The sequence below is a fragment of the Candidatus Stoquefichus sp. SB1 genome, assembly GCF_001244545.1.
GTDB lineage: Bacteria > Bacillota_I > Bacilli_A > Erysipelotrichales > Coprobacillaceae > Stoquefichus.
Map to the genome: position 1 here is coordinate 474,349 of NZ_LN852694.1, position 16,031 is coordinate 490,379.

Consider the following 16,031-nt stretch of genomic DNA (forward strand, 5'->3'; position numbering starts at 1 on the left):
GGAGGGTGTTTATGAAAGAAAGAGTTGTCTTAGGTTTAAGCGGTGGTGTTGATAGTGCGGTTGCTGCTTACTTATTAAAAGAGCAGGGATATGAGGTTATTGGAGTCTTTATGCGTAACTGGGATTCTTCGCTTAATAATGATATATTAGGAAATCCAACGAATGATAATGATATTTGCCCTCAGGAAGAAGATTATAATGATGCCAAAAAGGTAGCTGAGCATTTAGGAATTGAAATTCGTCGCGTTGATTTCATTAAAGAATATTGGGATCATGTTTTTACTTACTTTTTAGAAGAGTATGCCAAAGGCAGAACACCAAATCCTGATATCCTTTGTAATAAACATATAAAGTTTAAAGCTTTTTTAGATTATGCAAAATCTATTGATGCCGATTATATTGCAACGGGACATTATGCTCGTGTAGAACATCATGGAACACAAGATTCAATCATGTTGAGAGGAATCGATAATAATAAAGACCAGACATATTTTTTATGTCAATTAAATCAATCACAATTAAAAGCATCTTTATTTCCAATTGGTGAATTAACAAAGCCAGAAGTGCGAAAAATTGCTGAAGATTTACAATTGCCAGTTGCTCATAAAAAAGATAGTACAGGTATTTGTTTCATTGGTGAAAGGGATTTTAGAGAATTCTTAAAAAATTATATTCCTGCAAAATCAGGACAAATGGTTGATATTCAAACAAAAAAAGTCGTTGGTGTTCATCAAGGGATTATGTATTACACAATTGGTCAAAGAAAAGGTTTAAATATTGGTGGTCCTGGTGATGCATGGTTTGTTGTTGGAAAAGAGTATGGACAAAATATCCTATATGTATGTCAAGGTGATCAAAATGATTGGCTTATGAGTGAAGGTGCACTGATTACTGATGTGAATTGGATTTCAAGTATGAAGCCAGAAGGTGAGTTAGCTTGTAGTGCTAAATTCAGATATCGTCAAAAAGATAATGATGTAACGATTCGTTTTGTTGATGAAACAACTGTTTATGTGACTTTTAAGAATCCAATTAAAGCTGTTACACCTGGACAGGCTGCAGTCTTTTATCAAGGTGATATTTGTTTAGGTGGAGGAACAATTGAAAAGGTTTATAAAAATAATGAGGAGATTACATACTTATAATGCTAGAATATACAGGAATTATTAAGCAAGTTCGTTTCTATAGTGAGGAAACAAAATTTATTGTTTGTGTTATTGATAGTGAACAGGAAGATAAACCGATTCTAGCAACTGGATATATGAGTTATGTTAATCCACAAGATAAGTATCATTTCCAGGGAGATTATATAATCCATCCTAAATATGGAAAACAATTTCAAATCCAGTCTTATGAAATTATATTAGCGGATGATGAAAGTGAAATCATTCGCTATTTATCTAGTCCTTTATTTAAGGGAGTAGGAGAAAAACAGGCAACGGCTATTGTTGAAGTATTGGGCAAAGATGCTTTGAATAAAATTAAAGAAGATAAGCATGTTTTAGATCAAGTGCGTGGAATGAATGAAAAGAAAAGAGAAACAATTGCCGAAGTCTTATCTTCACAGGATTTTGATCAGGAAGTTTTATCTTTCTTTATGGGGCATGGAATTAGTACTAAGCATTTGGCATTGATTCAAGCGGTTTATCAGGAACATACATTAGATATTCTCCAAAACAATCCTTACCAGCTCATTGATGATATTGATGGGATTGGTTTTAAAACAGCTGATGATTTGGCTTTGAAAATAGGTGTTGATCCTTTAGATGAACATCGTATAAAGGCGGCTATTCTTTATGCCTTAAAAGAAGCATGCTTCCAAGATGGAAGTACTTATCATGAATATGATATTATGTATAAACGATTTCATCGTTTTATTCCTAATATATCTTATGAACAATTTGATGAATATCTTAGTGAACTCATAGAAGAAGAAAAGATTATTCAGAATATTGAAAAATATTATCCGAGTGATCTTTATGAAAGTGAAATGATTATATCTCAAACATTTCAAAGATGGCTAGATGCGCCTTTGAATGACTATGACGAAGAAGAAATCAATCAGTCACTTTTATCATTAGAAAAAACATTATCTATTACTTATGATAATTTACAAAAAGATGCGATTCATTTATTTTTACAGCAATCAGCTATGATTTTAACAGGTGGTCCTGGTACTGGAAAAACAACCATTGTAGAAGCCATTATCAAATTGTATGCTCAGTTAAATCCGGATCAAAGAATTGCTTTAGTAGCACCTACTGGAAGGGCATCTAAACGTTTAAGTGAAGTGACTGGCTTAGAAGCAAGTACCATTCATCGTCTTTTGAAATGGGATTTACATACCAATACATTTGCTGTTAATGCACAAAATCCATTAGACGTTGATTTATTAGTAATAGATGAATTTTCAATGGTAGATTCATTATTATTTTCAAATTTATTATCAGCATCTCGAAGAGTGAATAAAATCTTATTAATTGGAGATGATCAGCAGCTTCCTTCAGTTGCACCAGGTCACGTCTTAAAAGATTTATTGGAGTGCAATAAGATTCCAACAGTTCGTCTTGATCATATTTATCGACAATCACAAGAAAGTGGAATTATCCAATTGGCACATAGTATTCGTAATGATGAATATGATGAGAATCTTTTCTTTCAATATAAAGATATTCATTTTCAGACATGTGCTTCTTATGATGTTGTCCAATATGTCAAAATTCTTGTTTCTAAAGCAATGGAAGAAGGCTACGATGCAAATGATATTCAAGTCTTAGCACCCATGTATAATGGAGTTGCGGGTATTGATGCAATAAATGATTGTTTACAGGATTTATTGAATCCTAGCGATGGCTTTAAAAATGAATTGCGTGTAGGCAAAAGAATTTATCGTGAGGGTGATAAAGTATTACAATTAAAAAATCGTATTGAAGATAATGTTTTTAATGGTGATATTGGTGTTCTGGTAGAAATTTGTTATAAAGATAATTTTGAATATCTCACTGATACATTGATTGTTGATTTTGATGGAACATATGTTGAATATACAGCCAATGATTTTTATACGATAACACATGCTTATTGTATGAGTATTCATAAATCACAAGGAAATGAGTTTAAAATTGTGATTATGCCTGTTTTAAAAGATTATTATATTATGTTAAGAAAAAATTTGATTTATACAGGATTAACAAGAGCAAAACAATCATTGTTTATCTTAGGAAATCACCACTTTTTTCAATATGGGATTGCAAATAATCATGATGAAAAAAGAAGAACAACATTAACTGAGAAAATGTGTGAGACAGAGTCAATTTCTCCGTATGATTTCATGGATTAAGGACATACTAAGAATGTACTTTTGAAGGAGTGAGACACGATGTCTAAATTAGCAGTTGCTTTTTTCTCAGCAGGAATTGTTGCTGCCGCAATGATTATGATGAGTGATATGCCTTGTGCTGATGATATTGAACATACAGTTCATAAAGCAAAAAAGGCTATTAAAGAACAACTTTAAGAAGTACAAAGGACTGATGTGCAGTCCTTTTCTTATCTGGGAGGTTGTCTAATGAGTAAAGTTGATCTTGCTAAAAACTTAATCATATTGAGTATTTGTGCTATTTTGTTGTACTATGTTTTTACTTTGTTTCAAATTGGTAATTTGTTATGTTATATTTTTAATCTTTTTTTCCTTTAATTATTGCTTTATTTTTTCATTTTTTATTAGATCCAATGATTAATTATTTTAGTAATGAAAGATTAAGTAGAAAAGTTGTTGTTGTTCATATCTATTTATCATTATCTCTCTTTTTTATCATTGGATGTTATTTTGTTGCTCCTTATATTTTGAACCAATGTTTAAGATTTTATAATCAGTTTTGTAATGGATCAATGAAATTAAATCCTATTTTTTCTACCATTATTCAATTTTTAGAACAATATCAAGTGATTGATTATTTAATTGAAATACTAAATGATTGGACACAATCTCTATTCTATTGGGTAACAAATATTTTATTAGCTATGGGTATTTCTTTTTATCTGTCTTATGATAATTTACATCTCATTGAAAAGATCATTATTTATCTGCCTTTTGAAAAACAAGGACATTGTATGCAAACTTTAAAACGATTAAAATTAATTACCTATCAATTTATTAAATCAATGCTTTTAGATTTTGTTTTCTTCTTCATAATGTGTTTAATTCCTTTCTTTTTTATTGATGAAAAAATAGCTATCTGGATAGCAATATTTCTATCTATTACAAATTTAATTCCCTATATTGGTCCCTATATTGGGGGAATACCTGTAGTCATTTATGAATATTTTATTCATCCTCAACTAGGCTATGCTGCTTTTATTGCAGTTGTTGTATTACAATATATTGAATCATCGTATCTTCAGCCCTATTTGTTTTCTAAATGTATTCGATTGCATCCTATCCCACTATTTATTGCTTTAACTTTTTTTGGTGATCTTTTTGGCATCGTAGGGATGATTTTTTCACCATTATTACTATCATATAGTATTCTGATATTAGAATTGCTAAAAAATCTCAATGTTTTTTCAAAAGTCAAACAAATCGTTTATAAAGAATAAAATAAGACAAGATGACAGGATGAAAATCCTGTTTTTTGCTTGTTTTTACCATTTCTTTTGTTTTGCTTTCTTATAATAGAAGGAGAAGAGGTGGATTATGAAAACAGAAGATATTCTTGGCTTATTTGGTGGTCTGGCATTGTTTTTATATGGAATGAATATGATGTCAGAAGGATTAGAAGAATTGGCTGGTGGTCAATTGGAAACGATTTTAGAAAAATTAACAAATCATAAGATAAAAGCTATTATGATAGGCATGTTATTAACTTGTGTTATGCAAAGTTCATCGGCTATGACAGTGATGCTGATTGGCTTTGTCAATGCGAAACTCATGAGCCTTAAAAGAGCTATTTGGGTTGTCATGGGAGCAAATATTGGCACAACTATAACTGGTCAGATGATAGCTTTAAAATTAGGAACTATCGCACCTGTTCTTGCTATTGTTGGGGTTGTGATGATTGTTTTTTTTACACAGCAAACAATACAGCGTTATGGTGAAATTATAACTGGAATTGGAATGTTATTTATGGGATTGAATATTATGGCGCAATCAATGATCCCTTTGCAAACATCAGTTACTTTTTTACATTTTATGATGGCTTTATCAAATCCTCTGTTGGCAGTGTTTGCTGGAACGATTTTAACTGCTATTATTCAAAGTTCATCAGCTTCTATTGGTATATTACAAACCCTTGCTATGCAAGGTCTTGTCCCTTTTTCACAGGCAGTCTATTTTTTAATGGGATTTGATATTGGAACCTGTATGACTGCTTTTTTAGCTTCTTTATCAGGAAATCGTAATGCCAAACGATTGGCATTGTTTCATCTATTATTTAATGTTATGGGAACATCTTTCTTTATGACTATTTGTCTTGTGACTCCAATCATTTCATTTGTTGCCAGTTGGACACCCTGTGAGCCAATGCGTCAAATTGCAAATATGCATACTTTGTTCAATGTTGTGACAGTTGTTATTTTTATAGGAATTGATCGTTTGATTTTAAAACTGATTTATAAATTATGTCCAGATAAACCTATCAAAAAATATTGATAAGTATTTGATGATTTATCTTTTATGTTGATTTTTTCAAATAAATTGGTTATAATACATGAGTCAAATCGTTGAAAAAGAAGAGTATTTATGTTTTTCTTGATAGAGAGGAAATGGTTGGTGGAAATTTCCAAGGAAATATAAAGAAAGCTACTTTGGAGAGTGATGAAAACATCAACGCATAGTCAGCGTTATCGACTTAGAGAGCATAGTCATTTGATTATGAATAAGGATGGTACCGCGATATAGTCGTTCCTTGCAAGGAATGACTTTTTTATTTTGTAAAGGAGGATATTTATGAAACAGTTAACTGGAAATCAAGTAAGACAAATGTTTTTAGATTATTTTAAGTCAAAAGGACATATGGTAGAACCTGGCGCATCATTAATTCCCCACAATGATCCTACATTACTTTGGATTAATGCTGGTGTTGCTGCATTAAAGAAATATTTTGATGGTAGTGAAACACCTGCTTGTCATCGTATTGTGAATGCTCAAAAATCAATTCGTACGAATGATATTGAGAATGTTGGAAAAACAGCTAGACATCATACTTTTTTTGAAATGTTAGGGAATTTTTCAATTGGTGATTATTTTAAAGAGGAAGCTATTCCTTTTGCATGGGAATTTTTAACGAGTGAAGAATGGATAGGATTTGATAAAGATAAACTTTATATCACTGTTTATACTGATGATGAAGAAGCTTATCGCATTTGGACAGAAGTGTGTCATGTGGATCCGAGTCATATTTTAAAAACAGACGGGAATTTTTGGGAGATTGGAGAAGGTCCTGGAGGACCGGATTCTGAAATTTTTTATGATCGTGGTGAAAAATATGATCCTGATGGTTTAGGTGAAAAGTTATTTTTTGAAGAATTAGAAAATGATCGTTATATTGAAGTTTGGAATGTTGTTTTTTCACAATATGATTGTAACCCAGCAATTGATCGAAAAGAATATAAAGAATTACCACAAAAGAATATCGATACAGGAATGGGCTTAGAAAGATTAGTCAGCATTATTCAAGGCGGTGAAACGAATTTTGATACTGATTTCTTCTTACCAATTATCCATGCGACTGAAGAAATGGCCCAAGTTAAATATGAAGATAATAAAATGGCCTATCGTGTTATTGCTGATCATATTCGTACTGTCACTTTTGCATTAAGTGATGGGGCATTGTTTGATAATGCTGGACGTGGATATGTTTTAAGACGTATTTTAAGAAGAGCTGTGCGCTATGGTAAGAAAATAGGAATCAATCACTCTTTTATGTATGAACTTGTTTATGTTGTTGCCCAAATAATGAAAGACTTTTATGATTATTTACCAGTAAAAGCAGATTATGTGAGTGGTTTAGTCAAAAAAGAAGAAGAAGCTTTCCATAAAACATTATCAAATGGTGAAAAATTATTAAATCAGATGTTAGAAAAATCTCAAACAAAGCAATTAGCTGGCAAAGATGCTTTTAAATTATATGATACATATGGTTTCCCATTAGAATTGACAGTTGAAATTGCTGAAGAATCTGGCTTTAGTGTGGATGAAGAAGGATTTAAAAAAGAGATGAAAGCACAACAGGAGCGTGCAAGAAATGCTCGTGGTGATGTTGAATCAATGTCTTCACAAAAACCTGATTTAATGGCTTTTGAAACACCAAGTACATTTTATTATGATCCTACACCAATTCAGGCAACTGTTACTGCTACATTTATAGATGGTGTCAAATGTGAAGAAATTACATCTCAAGGTGAAATTATTTTAGATCAGACAACATTCTATGCTGAAATGGGAGGACAGTGTGCTGATGTAGGAACAATGTCAAATGATACAACAGCACTAGCTGTGACTTATGTTAGTAAAGCACCTCATCTTCAACATTTACATGTCATTAAAGTATCTAAGGGAAGTGTCAAAGTGGGAGATCAGTTGACATTATATGTAGATATACAAAAACGTGCTTCTATTCAAAATAATCATACTGCTACACACTTATTACAAAAAGCATTAAAAAATGTATTAGGTGACCATGTCTCACAAGCAGGTTCATATGTTGATGCACAAAGATTACGTTTTGACTTTACCCATCCTCAAAAGATGACAGATCAAGAAATTCGTCAAGTAGAAGATCAAGTGAATGAACAAATTTTTAATGGATTAAATGTAACAATTGAGTTAATGAGTAAAGAAGAAGCAATGAATTCAGGAGCAATGGCACTTTTTGATGAAAAATATGGTGATGAAGTGAGAGTTGTCAGTGTTGGTGATTATTCAAAAGAATTATGTGGTGGATGTCATGTTTCTAATAGTGCTCAAATTGGTTTGTTTAAGATTGAAAGTGAAGAAAGCGTTGGTTCTGGGGTGAGACGTATTGAGGCTGTGACTGCTCAAAATGCTTATTTGGCTTTAAAGAAAAATGAAGAAACGCTGCAAACAATCAGTGATTTATTGAAAATTAAAAATAAAGCTGAATTGGTAGAAAAAGTAACACATTTTATTGAAGAGACAGCACTTTTGAAAAAAGAACGTGATCAATACTTAGATAAACTCAATAGTATTGAAGCAAAAGAAAAAACAAAGAATATAGAAGAGATAAATGGTGTACAATTCTTATATGTCAGTGAAAATAAAGATAATGCAACTGCTAAACAAATCACATTTGAATTGCGTGATCAACTGCAAAATGGAATGATTATTTTAGTTAGTGAATATGAAGGTAAAGTATCTTATTTTGTCGGATTAACACCTTCTATGGTCAAGAATGGACATAAAGCTGGTAACTATATCAAAATGATCAATGAAGTGACTGGTGGTAGAGGTGGCGGAAAGCCTGACTTTGCCCAAGGAGGATGTAGTGCATTAGACAAAATAGAATTAGCTATTGAGCAAATAAAACAATGTTTCTAAGCACTTTTACTAGCAATTTTGAGCAATATGGTGTAATATGGATTATATAGACAGGAGGTATGTGCTATGGCAAAAGATTTTACTCAAACACGTCTATTTAATTCAGAAGAGATTAAAAGAGAAGTCATTCATGCAAATTTAATGACAGTTTCTCAAGCCTTGGATGAAAGAGGATATAATGCAGTCCATCAAATAGCTGGATATTTGATTTCTAATGACCCTGCTTATATTTCAAGTCATAAGGGGGCACGTTCAATTATTCAGCAGATTGATCGTGATGAAATTATTGAGGAACTTGTTAAGTTTTACTTGGAGTCTAAATAGTGGAAAAAATATTGGGATTAGATTTAGGATCAAGAACATGTGGAATTGCTATGAGTGACGCTTTGGGAATGATTGCTCATGGAGTCGAGACATATCACTTTAAAGAAAATCATTATAAAAGTGCGGCTTATCATGTGAAAGAAATTGTTCAACAAAATAACATTCATACTATTGTTCTTGGGCTTCCTAAACATATGAATGGAGATTTGGGCGAGCGTGCACAAATCTCTATTGATTTTAAAGAACGACTTGAGAAAATGATGGATGTAGAAGTTATTTTGGTTGATGAGAGATTAACAACTGTCATTGCTGAAAACCAGTTGATTTTTGCTGATGTGTCAAGAAAAAAAAGAAAGCAAGTCATTGATAAAATGGCAGCTATACAAATTTTACAGGGTTATTTAGATGGTCAAAGGAGATAATATGGACGCAAATAAAATACAAGTTATTGATGATAATGGTAATGAATTAGAATTTGATGTTTTATTTACTTTTGAAAGTGATGAAACTGAGAAAAAATATGTTTTATATTATGATGCAACAATTGAAGAACCTCAAGTTTATTCATCAATTTATGATGATGAGGGACGTTTATATCCAGTTGAAACACCTGAGGAATGGGAAATGATTGAAGAAGTCTTTAATAGTTTTCTAGCTGAAGATGAAGAAGAGGAAACAGAACATACATGTTGTCATAATGGTGATGCAGATCATGAATGCTGTCATGGTGAAGGTCATGATAGTGAAGATCATGAGTGTTGTCATGGTGAAGGTCATGATGATGAAGATCATGAATGTTGTTGTCGTAACAAAGGGTAACGAGAGTTACCTTTCTTTGTTTATACAAAATTCATATAAATATGAAATAATATAAAAAGTATTAAGGAGGATTTTAAAGATGGGGTTATTTTTTCCAACAAGACATGTAAAACCAATATTTGTAGGAAGTTATGGAAATCATTTGACAAGAGGAATGTATGTATTTCATTTGGATATTGATAATGGTGAATTAATTAAAAAGAAATTTTATAAATCTATGACAAATCCAACAGCTATTTTTAAACGTGAACGTTTTATTTATGTATGTTATAAAAACAATACTGGACGTAATACAGATGGTGGATTATGGCAATATGCAACAATGGATTTACAATTTGGATTAGCTGGTAAAGTTTATTATCAAGGAAAAACATATATGGATTCTTATGTGAATGAGGATAGAACTTTTGCTTATGCTGTAGATTATTATAATGGTGAAGTTGTGACAATTCCTATTCTTAAACAAAAAATTGTTAAGGTCACACAATGTATTAAACATGAGGGTCATAGTATTGATCCAAAACGTCAGAGTGAACCACATCCTCATTTTATTGATGAAACACCTGATCATCAAAGAATGGTTGTCTGTGATTTGGGAACAGATGAAATTGTTGTTTATACTATTGGTGAAAAAGGAAAATTGACAAGAGATGAAGAAAATACATTCAAAATGAAACCAGGTTCTGGACCAAAGAAAATTGTTTTTTCGCCAAATGGACAATTTGCTTATGTTCTTAATGAACTTTCTAATACAGTCTGTGTTTATCGATATGATAATGCTCAGTTTACTTTTGTACAGGAAGTAGATACATATCCAAAAGATGAATTTGCTAAAGAAAGTTTAGCTGGAGATATTGTTTTATCACAATCTGGTGATTATTTATTTGCTTCTAATCGTGGACATGATTCTGTTGGTGTCTTTGAAGTGAATCAGGAAACAGGAAAATTGGAATACATTGAATTTGTAGATACAGATGAGAATCCAAGAGCTATGATTATGGTTGATGATCGTTGGCTGATTGTTGCTTCACAAAAAGGTGGAACTTTAGAAACTTATGAATTAAAACGTGAAGAGTCTAAAGGTGTTCTTTTTGAAACACATTTTAATTATCCGGTTGGTGAACCTGTTTGTTTGATTGAAGGACGAGTATACGATAAAAAATAATGCAACTTATAAGATGACTAGGAAATAAAGGTCATCTTTTTTGATAAATTAATGATTGTTTTGAATGCAATTATTGTAAAAAAAGATGTTTTATTGATAATTGTTGTAAAATCACTTATAATAATAAAGATGGAGGATGTTTTATGAAGAATAAAAAAATCATTTTTATTGTTATTGGAATCATAATAGCAGTTGCGTTATTAGGAAGCTTCTTTTTTTATAACAGTGGTATTTCAGCTGTTTCTTCAAAGAGTGAAGAAGTAATCGTGAAAATAGAATCTGGTTCATCAGCAACACAGATGTTAGATACATTAGATCAGGCAGGACTTGTTAATAATAAAATGTGTGGAAAAATATTTTTGAAATTGAATCATTTTGATAATTTACAGGCGAATACATATATTTTGAATAAGAATATGTCCTTATCAAAGATTTTTTCAATCATAGAAGATCCAGATTTTGAATATATTTTAAAATCAAAATTAACAATTAAGGAAGGAAATACAATTCCAGAAGTTGCTAAATCTTTTGGGGAAATTTTAGATTTATCAAAAGATGATATTATCAAACAATGGGGAAAACAAGATTATTTAAAATCTTTAATTAAAAATTATTGGTTTATTGACGAGAGCATTCTTAATAAAGAGATTATGTATCCTTTAGAAGGATACTTATATCCTGAAACATATTATATTACAGAAGAAAATCCAACTTTAGAAAGTGTTACAAAACTGGCTTTGGATATGATGGACAAGAAATTATCTGTTTACAAAGATGATATCCAGAAGTTAGGATGGACACCACATCAATTTTTATCATTTGCTTCAGTTGTAGAAAGAGAATCTGGAACTGATGAGACAGATCGTCCTATGATAGCGGGTGTATTTAAAAACCGTCTTGATCAAGGTAGACTTTTACAAAGTGATATTACAGTTAATTATGCATGGCAAAGAACTGGTGTTAATGTTTCAACAGCTCATCTTCAAATTGATTCAAAATACAATACATATAAATATACTGGGTTGCCTGTTGGACCTATTAGTACAATTCCTGAATCAACAATGAAAGCATGCATTGAATATAAACATCATGATTATCTATTTTTCTTTGCAATGAAAGATCCTCAAGATAAAACAAAGAGCAAAGTGGTTTATACTAAAACATATGAGGAACATATGAAAGAAGTTCAAAAAGCAAAGGATGCAGGATTATGGCTAGAATAATGAATTTAGAAGAATTAGAACAGGATGCACTCAAAAGACATATTCCAGTTATGCAAAAAGAGGGAATCCTCTTTTTGATTGCACAATTGAATGAGATTCATGCAACAACGTGTCTAGAAATAGGAGCTGCGATTGGCTATTCGGCAATGATGATGGTAACCCATGTTGAAGGTTTAAAAGTTGATAGTATTGAAATTGATAATGAACGTTATCAGGAAGCTCTTGAAAATATTGAAAAACGCGAACTTTCTTCACAAATTAATTTATATCATGAAGATGCTTTGATATTAGATACTGATTTATTAAAAAATCAGCCTTATGATTGTTTATTTATAGATGCAGCGAAAGCGCAATATCAAAAGTTCTTTGAGAAGTATGTTCCTTTTGTAAAAGAAAAAGGAATCATTATTGTTGATAATTTAGATTTTCATGGTATGATTTTTGATATTGACCATATTAAAAATAGAAATACAAAACAATTGGTTAAGAAAATTAAAAGATTTAAAGATTGGATTTTTAATCATGAGGATTTTGATGTGAATTACTATGCTGTTGGTGATGGCATTTGTGTGATTAAAAGAAAGGAAAATAAATGAAAATAGTATTATCACTTAATGAAAAACAGAGATTATATGATTATATAGATATGGGAATTGATATTTTTATATTGGGTGGGGAACATTCTTTTCATTGTCCCTATCATTTTGCACTTGAAGAAATTGCAGAATTGACAAAGCAATATCCAAAGTGTCAGTTTTATGTTGCTGTTAATGCATTATACGATCAGCATGAAATTGAGAGTTTACAAAACTATTTAGAAAACTTGTCTTTACTATCTATTCATGGTTTAGTATTTCAAGATTTTGGTGTTTTACAAATGGTTAAAGAAAAGCATTATTCATTTGATATGATGTATGCTCCTGAGACATTGAATACAAATGCAAATACTTTAAATGTATTAGAAAAACAAGGTGTGACAAGTGCTTTTTTATCACGTGTGATTCCTTTAGAAGAACAACTGACGATTTTAAAAGAAGTGAAGATGCCACTTATGTTACATGCTCATGGCGTTGAATATATTGCTGCCAGTAAGCGAGCATTATTAACAAATTATCAGGAAGCATCATCGCTCCAATTTGAAGTTCATGGGCAAAATCATTTATCATTAAAAGCAAAGGATTCACAATATTTGTTTAGAATTTTTGAAGATCGTAAAGGGACACATATCTTTTCTGATAGTCGATTATATACTTTAGATTTATTCAATCATATTCATGATTTTGATTATCTTTATATTGAAACACTGATGATGAGTGAAAACGAAGCTATTGAGATTGCCTCTTTATATAGTGATGCTTTGAAGAGTTATGAAAAAGGAACATATAATCGAGATGTAAAAGAATATATGAATTTATTGTATCATTTAAATACACCATTGGATCGTGGCTTTTTATTTGATCAGACTGTTTATAAATTAGAAGATATGAGGAAGATGGATAATGAGAAACGTGAGTCAAATCGTTAACGGAAAAAGAAAAATTATAAAAAAACCAGAATTACTTGCTCCTGCTGGAAATTTAGAAAAACTTAAGGTTGCTATTATGTACGGAGCTGATGCGGTATTTGTAGGTGGTAAAGAATTTTCACTTCGTTCACAGGCTTCTAATTTTTCAATTGAAGATATTGCAGCAGGTGTTGCGTTTGCTAAAAAGTATGGGGCACATATTCATGTGACATGTAATATTATCTTACATCAGGATAACTTACAAGGCATTCAGGAATATTTAAGAACACTTGATCAAATTGGTGTAACGGCTATTATTGTTGCTGATCCCTATATTATGACAATTGCTAAGGAAATGAACTTAAATTTAGAAGTTCATGTTTCCACTCAGTTATCGACGCTTAATTTAAAAGCAATTGAGTTTTATCAGAATATGGGAATGGATCGTGTTGTTTTAGGGCGTGAGGTCACTTATGAGGATTTAAAGACAATTATGGAATATGCACCTGTTGATATAGAGTATTTTATACATGGTGCAATGTGTATCCATTATTCTGGTAGATGTATGTTATCAAATTATTTAAGCCGTCGTGATGCGAATCGTGGAGGCTGTTCACAATCTTGTCGCTGGTACTATGATTTGTACCAAAATGGTGAACTTGTTAATCATGAAGATGATATGCCTTTTAGCATGTCGAGTAAAGATATGTCTTTGATTGATCATATTGGAGAATTGATTGAATTGGGTGTTGATTCTTTTAAGATTGAAGGGAGAATGAAATCTTTACATTATATTGCAACAGTTGTTTCAACTTATCGTAAGCTTATTGATGCTTATTGTGAAGATCCCGATCATTTTCAACAAAATGAAAGTTATCGTGATGAATTACTTAAAGCAGCCAATCGTGCTTTATGTCAAGGTTTTTTCTATGATCATCCAAGTCAAGAGGAACAGTTGTTTTATATGCGAGATGAGCATCCTACCCAAGAATTTGTCATGCGTGTTTTAGAATATGATAAACAGGAGCATTTGGCAAAAATTGAACAACGTAATTATTTTAAAGTAGGCGATAAAATAGAAATTTTTTCACCACATCATCCTAATCTTTTCTTTACTGTAGAAAAACTTTATAATGAAGATAAAGAAAGTATAGAGGTAGCAAATCATCCAATGGAAGTCTTATATGTCCAAATTGATGAAGAAATCTTACCAAATGATATGGGAAGGAAGGTTATACGATGAAAGAACAAGCCATTATTATTGGAATTGCTGGGGGAAGTGCATCAGGAAAAACATCAATTGCACAACAATTATATGATGCTTTTAAAGGAAATCACAAAGTGAAAATATTGAAACAGGATGATTATTATAAAGATCAGAGTGATTTAACATATGAAGAAAGAACTCAAACAAATTATGATCATCCTTTGGCTTTTGATACAGATTTATTAGTAGATCATTTAAAGAAATTAAAAAACAAAGAAACAATACATAAACCAACATACGATTATACACAACATAATCGTAGTCACATTACAGAAACAATTGAAGGAAGAGATGTGATTATTCTTGAGGGGATCTTTGTTTTAGCTGAAGAACGGATTAGAGAGCTATGTGATATACTTGTTTATGTAGACACAGATAGCGATATTCGTTTTATTAGACGTTTAAGAAGAGACACGGAGGAACGTGGAAGAAGTGTTGAGTCTGTTTGTAATCAGTATATGAATACAGTAAGACCCATGCATGAACAGTTTATCGAACCTTCTAAAAAATATGCTCATATTATTATTCCAGAGGGTGGAAGTAATCGTGTGGCTGTTGATTTATTAATTACAAAAATAAAAAGTATTGTTGATTAGAAATAAAATCATGGATTAATGCTAGTAATTTGATTATTTTTATGATATAGTATAGTTCGCGAGGTGAATATTATGGATCATGATGCAGTGTTATTAACCCAAAGTGGTGTTGAAACATTAAAGCAAGAAAGAGAACATTTAATTAATATTGAAAGACCTAAGGTTATTGAGGAATTGCAATTAGCCCGTTCACAAGGTGACTTATCTGAAAATGCTGATTACGATTCTGCCAGAGATAAACAAGCACATATTGAATCAAGAATCAAAGAAATTGATCAAATGTTATTACATGTGCAAATTATTGATGAATCACAATTAGATATCACAGTTGCCAAACCAGGAGCAACAGTGACAATCTTAGATTTATCAGAAGAGAATCCAGAACCAGAATCTTATACAATTGTTGGTACATTTGAAACAGATCCTCTCAATGGTAAAATTTCAAATGAATCTCCACTTGCCAAAGCTATTTTGGAACATGGAGTTAATGAAATCGTATCTGTTGGGGTTGCTGAACCTTATGAAGTCAAGATATTAAAGATTGAATATATTTCTTAAGATGATGGCAACATCATC

Annotated in this window: 17 protein-coding genes and 1 other annotated feature; all 17 genes read left to right on the top strand. The window is 31.3% G+C overall.

Annotated features, from left to right (window positions below):
• Positions 1 to 11: 11 nt before the first annotated feature.
• The 17 genes from mnmA to greA all read left to right on the top strand — a co-directional run bounded on the left by mnmA (position 12) and on the right by greA (position 16,013).
• Positions 12 to 1,145, top strand: coding sequence for a tRNA 2-thiouridine(34) synthase MnmA (gene mnmA, locus BN1865_RS06115; protein WP_050636368.1), 1,134 nt, complete (start codon positions 12 to 14; stop codon positions 1,143 to 1,145).
• Entirely contained in the window at positions 1,145 to 3,340 is a 2,196-nt protein-coding gene (recD2, locus tag BN1865_RS06120; RefSeq protein WP_050636369.1) for an SF1B family DNA helicase RecD2, read from the top strand. Before mnmA ends, recD2 begins: the two co-directional genes overlap by 1 nt.
• A gap of 39 nt (positions 3,341 to 3,379) precedes the next feature.
• Complete coding sequence (locus BN1865_RS18335) at positions 3,380 to 3,517, top strand: hypothetical protein (protein ID WP_155849107.1); 138 nt, start codon at positions 3,380 to 3,382, stop codon at positions 3,515 to 3,517.
• A gap of 51 nt (positions 3,518 to 3,568) precedes the next feature.
• Positions 3,569 to 3,697 (top strand): hypothetical protein, encoded by a 129-nt coding sequence (locus tag BN1865_RS18930; RefSeq protein ID WP_255351752.1) that lies wholly within the window; start codon positions 3,569 to 3,571, stop codon positions 3,695 to 3,697.
• 35 nt (positions 3,698 to 3,732) lie between these two features.
• Positions 3,733 to 4,599, top strand: coding sequence for an AI-2E family transporter (locus BN1865_RS06125; protein WP_232780342.1), 867 nt, complete (start codon positions 3,733 to 3,735; stop codon positions 4,597 to 4,599).
• A gap of 97 nt (positions 4,600 to 4,696) precedes the next feature.
• Positions 4,697 to 5,650 carry a Na/Pi cotransporter family protein gene (locus BN1865_RS06130; RefSeq protein ID WP_050636370.1) on the top strand — a complete coding sequence of 318 codons (954 nt, stop codon included), beginning with the start codon at positions 4,697 to 4,699 and terminating at the stop codon, positions 5,648 to 5,650.
• 62 nt (positions 5,651 to 5,712) lie between these two features.
• Positions 5,713 to 5,910 (top strand) — a binding site (T-box leader).
• A 37-nt stretch (positions 5,911 to 5,947) separates the two neighbouring features.
• Positions 5,948 to 8,557: an alanine--tRNA ligase gene (alaS, locus tag BN1865_RS06135; RefSeq protein WP_050636371.1), complete on the top strand. Its 2,610-nt coding sequence runs from the start codon at positions 5,948 to 5,950 to the stop codon at positions 8,555 to 8,557.
• A 66-nt stretch (positions 8,558 to 8,623) separates the two neighbouring features.
• Positions 8,624 to 8,881 (top strand): IreB family regulatory phosphoprotein, encoded by a 258-nt coding sequence (locus BN1865_RS06140; RefSeq protein ID WP_028044021.1) that lies wholly within the window; start codon positions 8,624 to 8,626, stop codon positions 8,879 to 8,881.
• Positions 8,881 to 9,303: a Holliday junction resolvase RuvX gene (gene ruvX, locus BN1865_RS06145; protein WP_050636372.1), complete on the top strand. Its 423-nt coding sequence runs from the start codon at positions 8,881 to 8,883 to the stop codon at positions 9,301 to 9,303. Before BN1865_RS06140 ends, ruvX begins: the two co-directional genes overlap by 1 nt.
• 1 nt (position 9,304) lies before the next feature.
• Positions 9,305 to 9,700: a DUF1292 domain-containing protein gene (locus BN1865_RS06150; protein ID WP_050636373.1), complete on the top strand. Its 396-nt coding sequence runs from the start codon at positions 9,305 to 9,307 to the stop codon at positions 9,698 to 9,700.
• A 79-nt stretch (positions 9,701 to 9,779) separates the two neighbouring features.
• A complete protein-coding gene (locus tag BN1865_RS06155) occupies positions 9,780 to 10,865 on the top strand; it encodes a lactonase family protein (RefSeq protein ID WP_050636374.1) in 1,086 nt (361 codons plus the stop codon).
• 143 nt (positions 10,866 to 11,008) lie between these two features.
• Positions 11,009 to 12,088: an endolytic transglycosylase MltG gene (gene mltG, locus BN1865_RS06160; RefSeq protein WP_050636375.1), complete on the top strand. Its 1,080-nt coding sequence runs from the start codon at positions 11,009 to 11,011 to the stop codon at positions 12,086 to 12,088.
• Positions 12,076 to 12,684: an O-methyltransferase gene (locus BN1865_RS06165; RefSeq protein ID WP_050636376.1), complete on the top strand. Its 609-nt coding sequence runs from the start codon at positions 12,076 to 12,078 to the stop codon at positions 12,682 to 12,684. Before mltG ends, BN1865_RS06165 begins: the two co-directional genes overlap by 13 nt.
• Complete coding sequence (locus BN1865_RS06170; RefSeq protein WP_050636377.1) at positions 12,681 to 13,613, top strand: peptidase U32 family protein; 933 nt, start codon at positions 12,681 to 12,683, stop codon at positions 13,611 to 13,613. The genes BN1865_RS06165 and BN1865_RS06170 overlap by 4 nt, the downstream gene beginning before the upstream one ends.
• Positions 13,588 to 14,835 (top strand): peptidase U32 family protein, encoded by a 1,248-nt coding sequence (locus BN1865_RS06175; RefSeq protein WP_050636378.1) that lies wholly within the window; start codon positions 13,588 to 13,590, stop codon positions 14,833 to 14,835. The genes BN1865_RS06170 and BN1865_RS06175 overlap by 26 nt, the downstream gene beginning before the upstream one ends.
• Positions 14,832 to 15,455 (top strand): uridine kinase, encoded by a 624-nt coding sequence (gene udk / locus BN1865_RS06180; protein ID WP_050636379.1) that lies wholly within the window; start codon positions 14,832 to 14,834, stop codon positions 15,453 to 15,455. Before BN1865_RS06175 ends, udk begins: the two co-directional genes overlap by 4 nt.
• Before the next feature lie 72 nt (positions 15,456 to 15,527).
• Entirely contained in the window at positions 15,528 to 16,013 is a 486-nt protein-coding gene (gene greA, locus BN1865_RS06185; protein WP_050636380.1) for a transcription elongation factor GreA, read from the top strand.
• Positions 16,014 to 16,031 lie beyond the last annotated feature (18 nt).

Bases quoted from the DNA above. Each gene is read 5' to 3' on its own strand.
- mnmA (WP_050636368.1), top strand. From the start codon at position 12: ATGAAAGAAAGAGTTGTCTTAGGTTTAAGCGGTGGTGTTGATAGTGCG.
- alaS (WP_050636371.1), top strand. From the start codon at position 5,948: ATGAAACAGTTAACTGGAAATCAAGTAAGACAAATGTTTTTAGATTAT.
- BN1865_RS18335 (WP_155849107.1), top strand. From the start codon at position 3,380: ATGTCTAAATTAGCAGTTGCTTTTTTCTCAGCAGGAATTGTTGCTGCC.
- BN1865_RS06130 (WP_050636370.1), top strand. From the start codon at position 4,697: ATGAAAACAGAAGATATTCTTGGCTTATTTGGTGGTCTGGCATTGTTT.
- recD2 (WP_050636369.1), top strand. From the start codon at position 1,145: ATGCTAGAATATACAGGAATTATTAAGCAAGTTCGTTTCTATAGTGAG.
- BN1865_RS18930 (WP_255351752.1), top strand. From the start codon at position 3,569: ATGAGTAAAGTTGATCTTGCTAAAAACTTAATCATATTGAGTATTTGT.
- BN1865_RS06175 (WP_050636378.1), top strand. From the start codon at position 13,588: ATGAGAAACGTGAGTCAAATCGTTAACGGAAAAAGAAAAATTATAAAA.
- udk (WP_050636379.1), top strand. From the start codon at position 14,832: ATGAAAGAACAAGCCATTATTATTGGAATTGCTGGGGGAAGTGCATCA.
- BN1865_RS06170 (WP_050636377.1), top strand. From the start codon at position 12,681: ATGAAAATAGTATTATCACTTAATGAAAAACAGAGATTATATGATTAT.
- BN1865_RS06140 (WP_028044021.1), top strand. From the start codon at position 8,624: ATGGCAAAAGATTTTACTCAAACACGTCTATTTAATTCAGAAGAGATT.
- BN1865_RS06155 (WP_050636374.1), top strand. From the start codon at position 9,780: ATGGGGTTATTTTTTCCAACAAGACATGTAAAACCAATATTTGTAGGA.
- mltG (WP_050636375.1), top strand. From the start codon at position 11,009: ATGAAGAATAAAAAAATCATTTTTATTGTTATTGGAATCATAATAGCA.
- BN1865_RS06125 (WP_232780342.1), top strand. From the start codon at position 3,733: ATGATTAATTATTTTAGTAATGAAAGATTAAGTAGAAAAGTTGTTGTT.
- BN1865_RS06165 (WP_050636376.1), top strand. From the start codon at position 12,076: ATGGCTAGAATAATGAATTTAGAAGAATTAGAACAGGATGCACTCAAA.
- BN1865_RS06150 (WP_050636373.1), top strand. From the start codon at position 9,305: ATGGACGCAAATAAAATACAAGTTATTGATGATAATGGTAATGAATTA.
- greA (WP_050636380.1), top strand. From the start codon at position 15,528: ATGGATCATGATGCAGTGTTATTAACCCAAAGTGGTGTTGAAACATTA.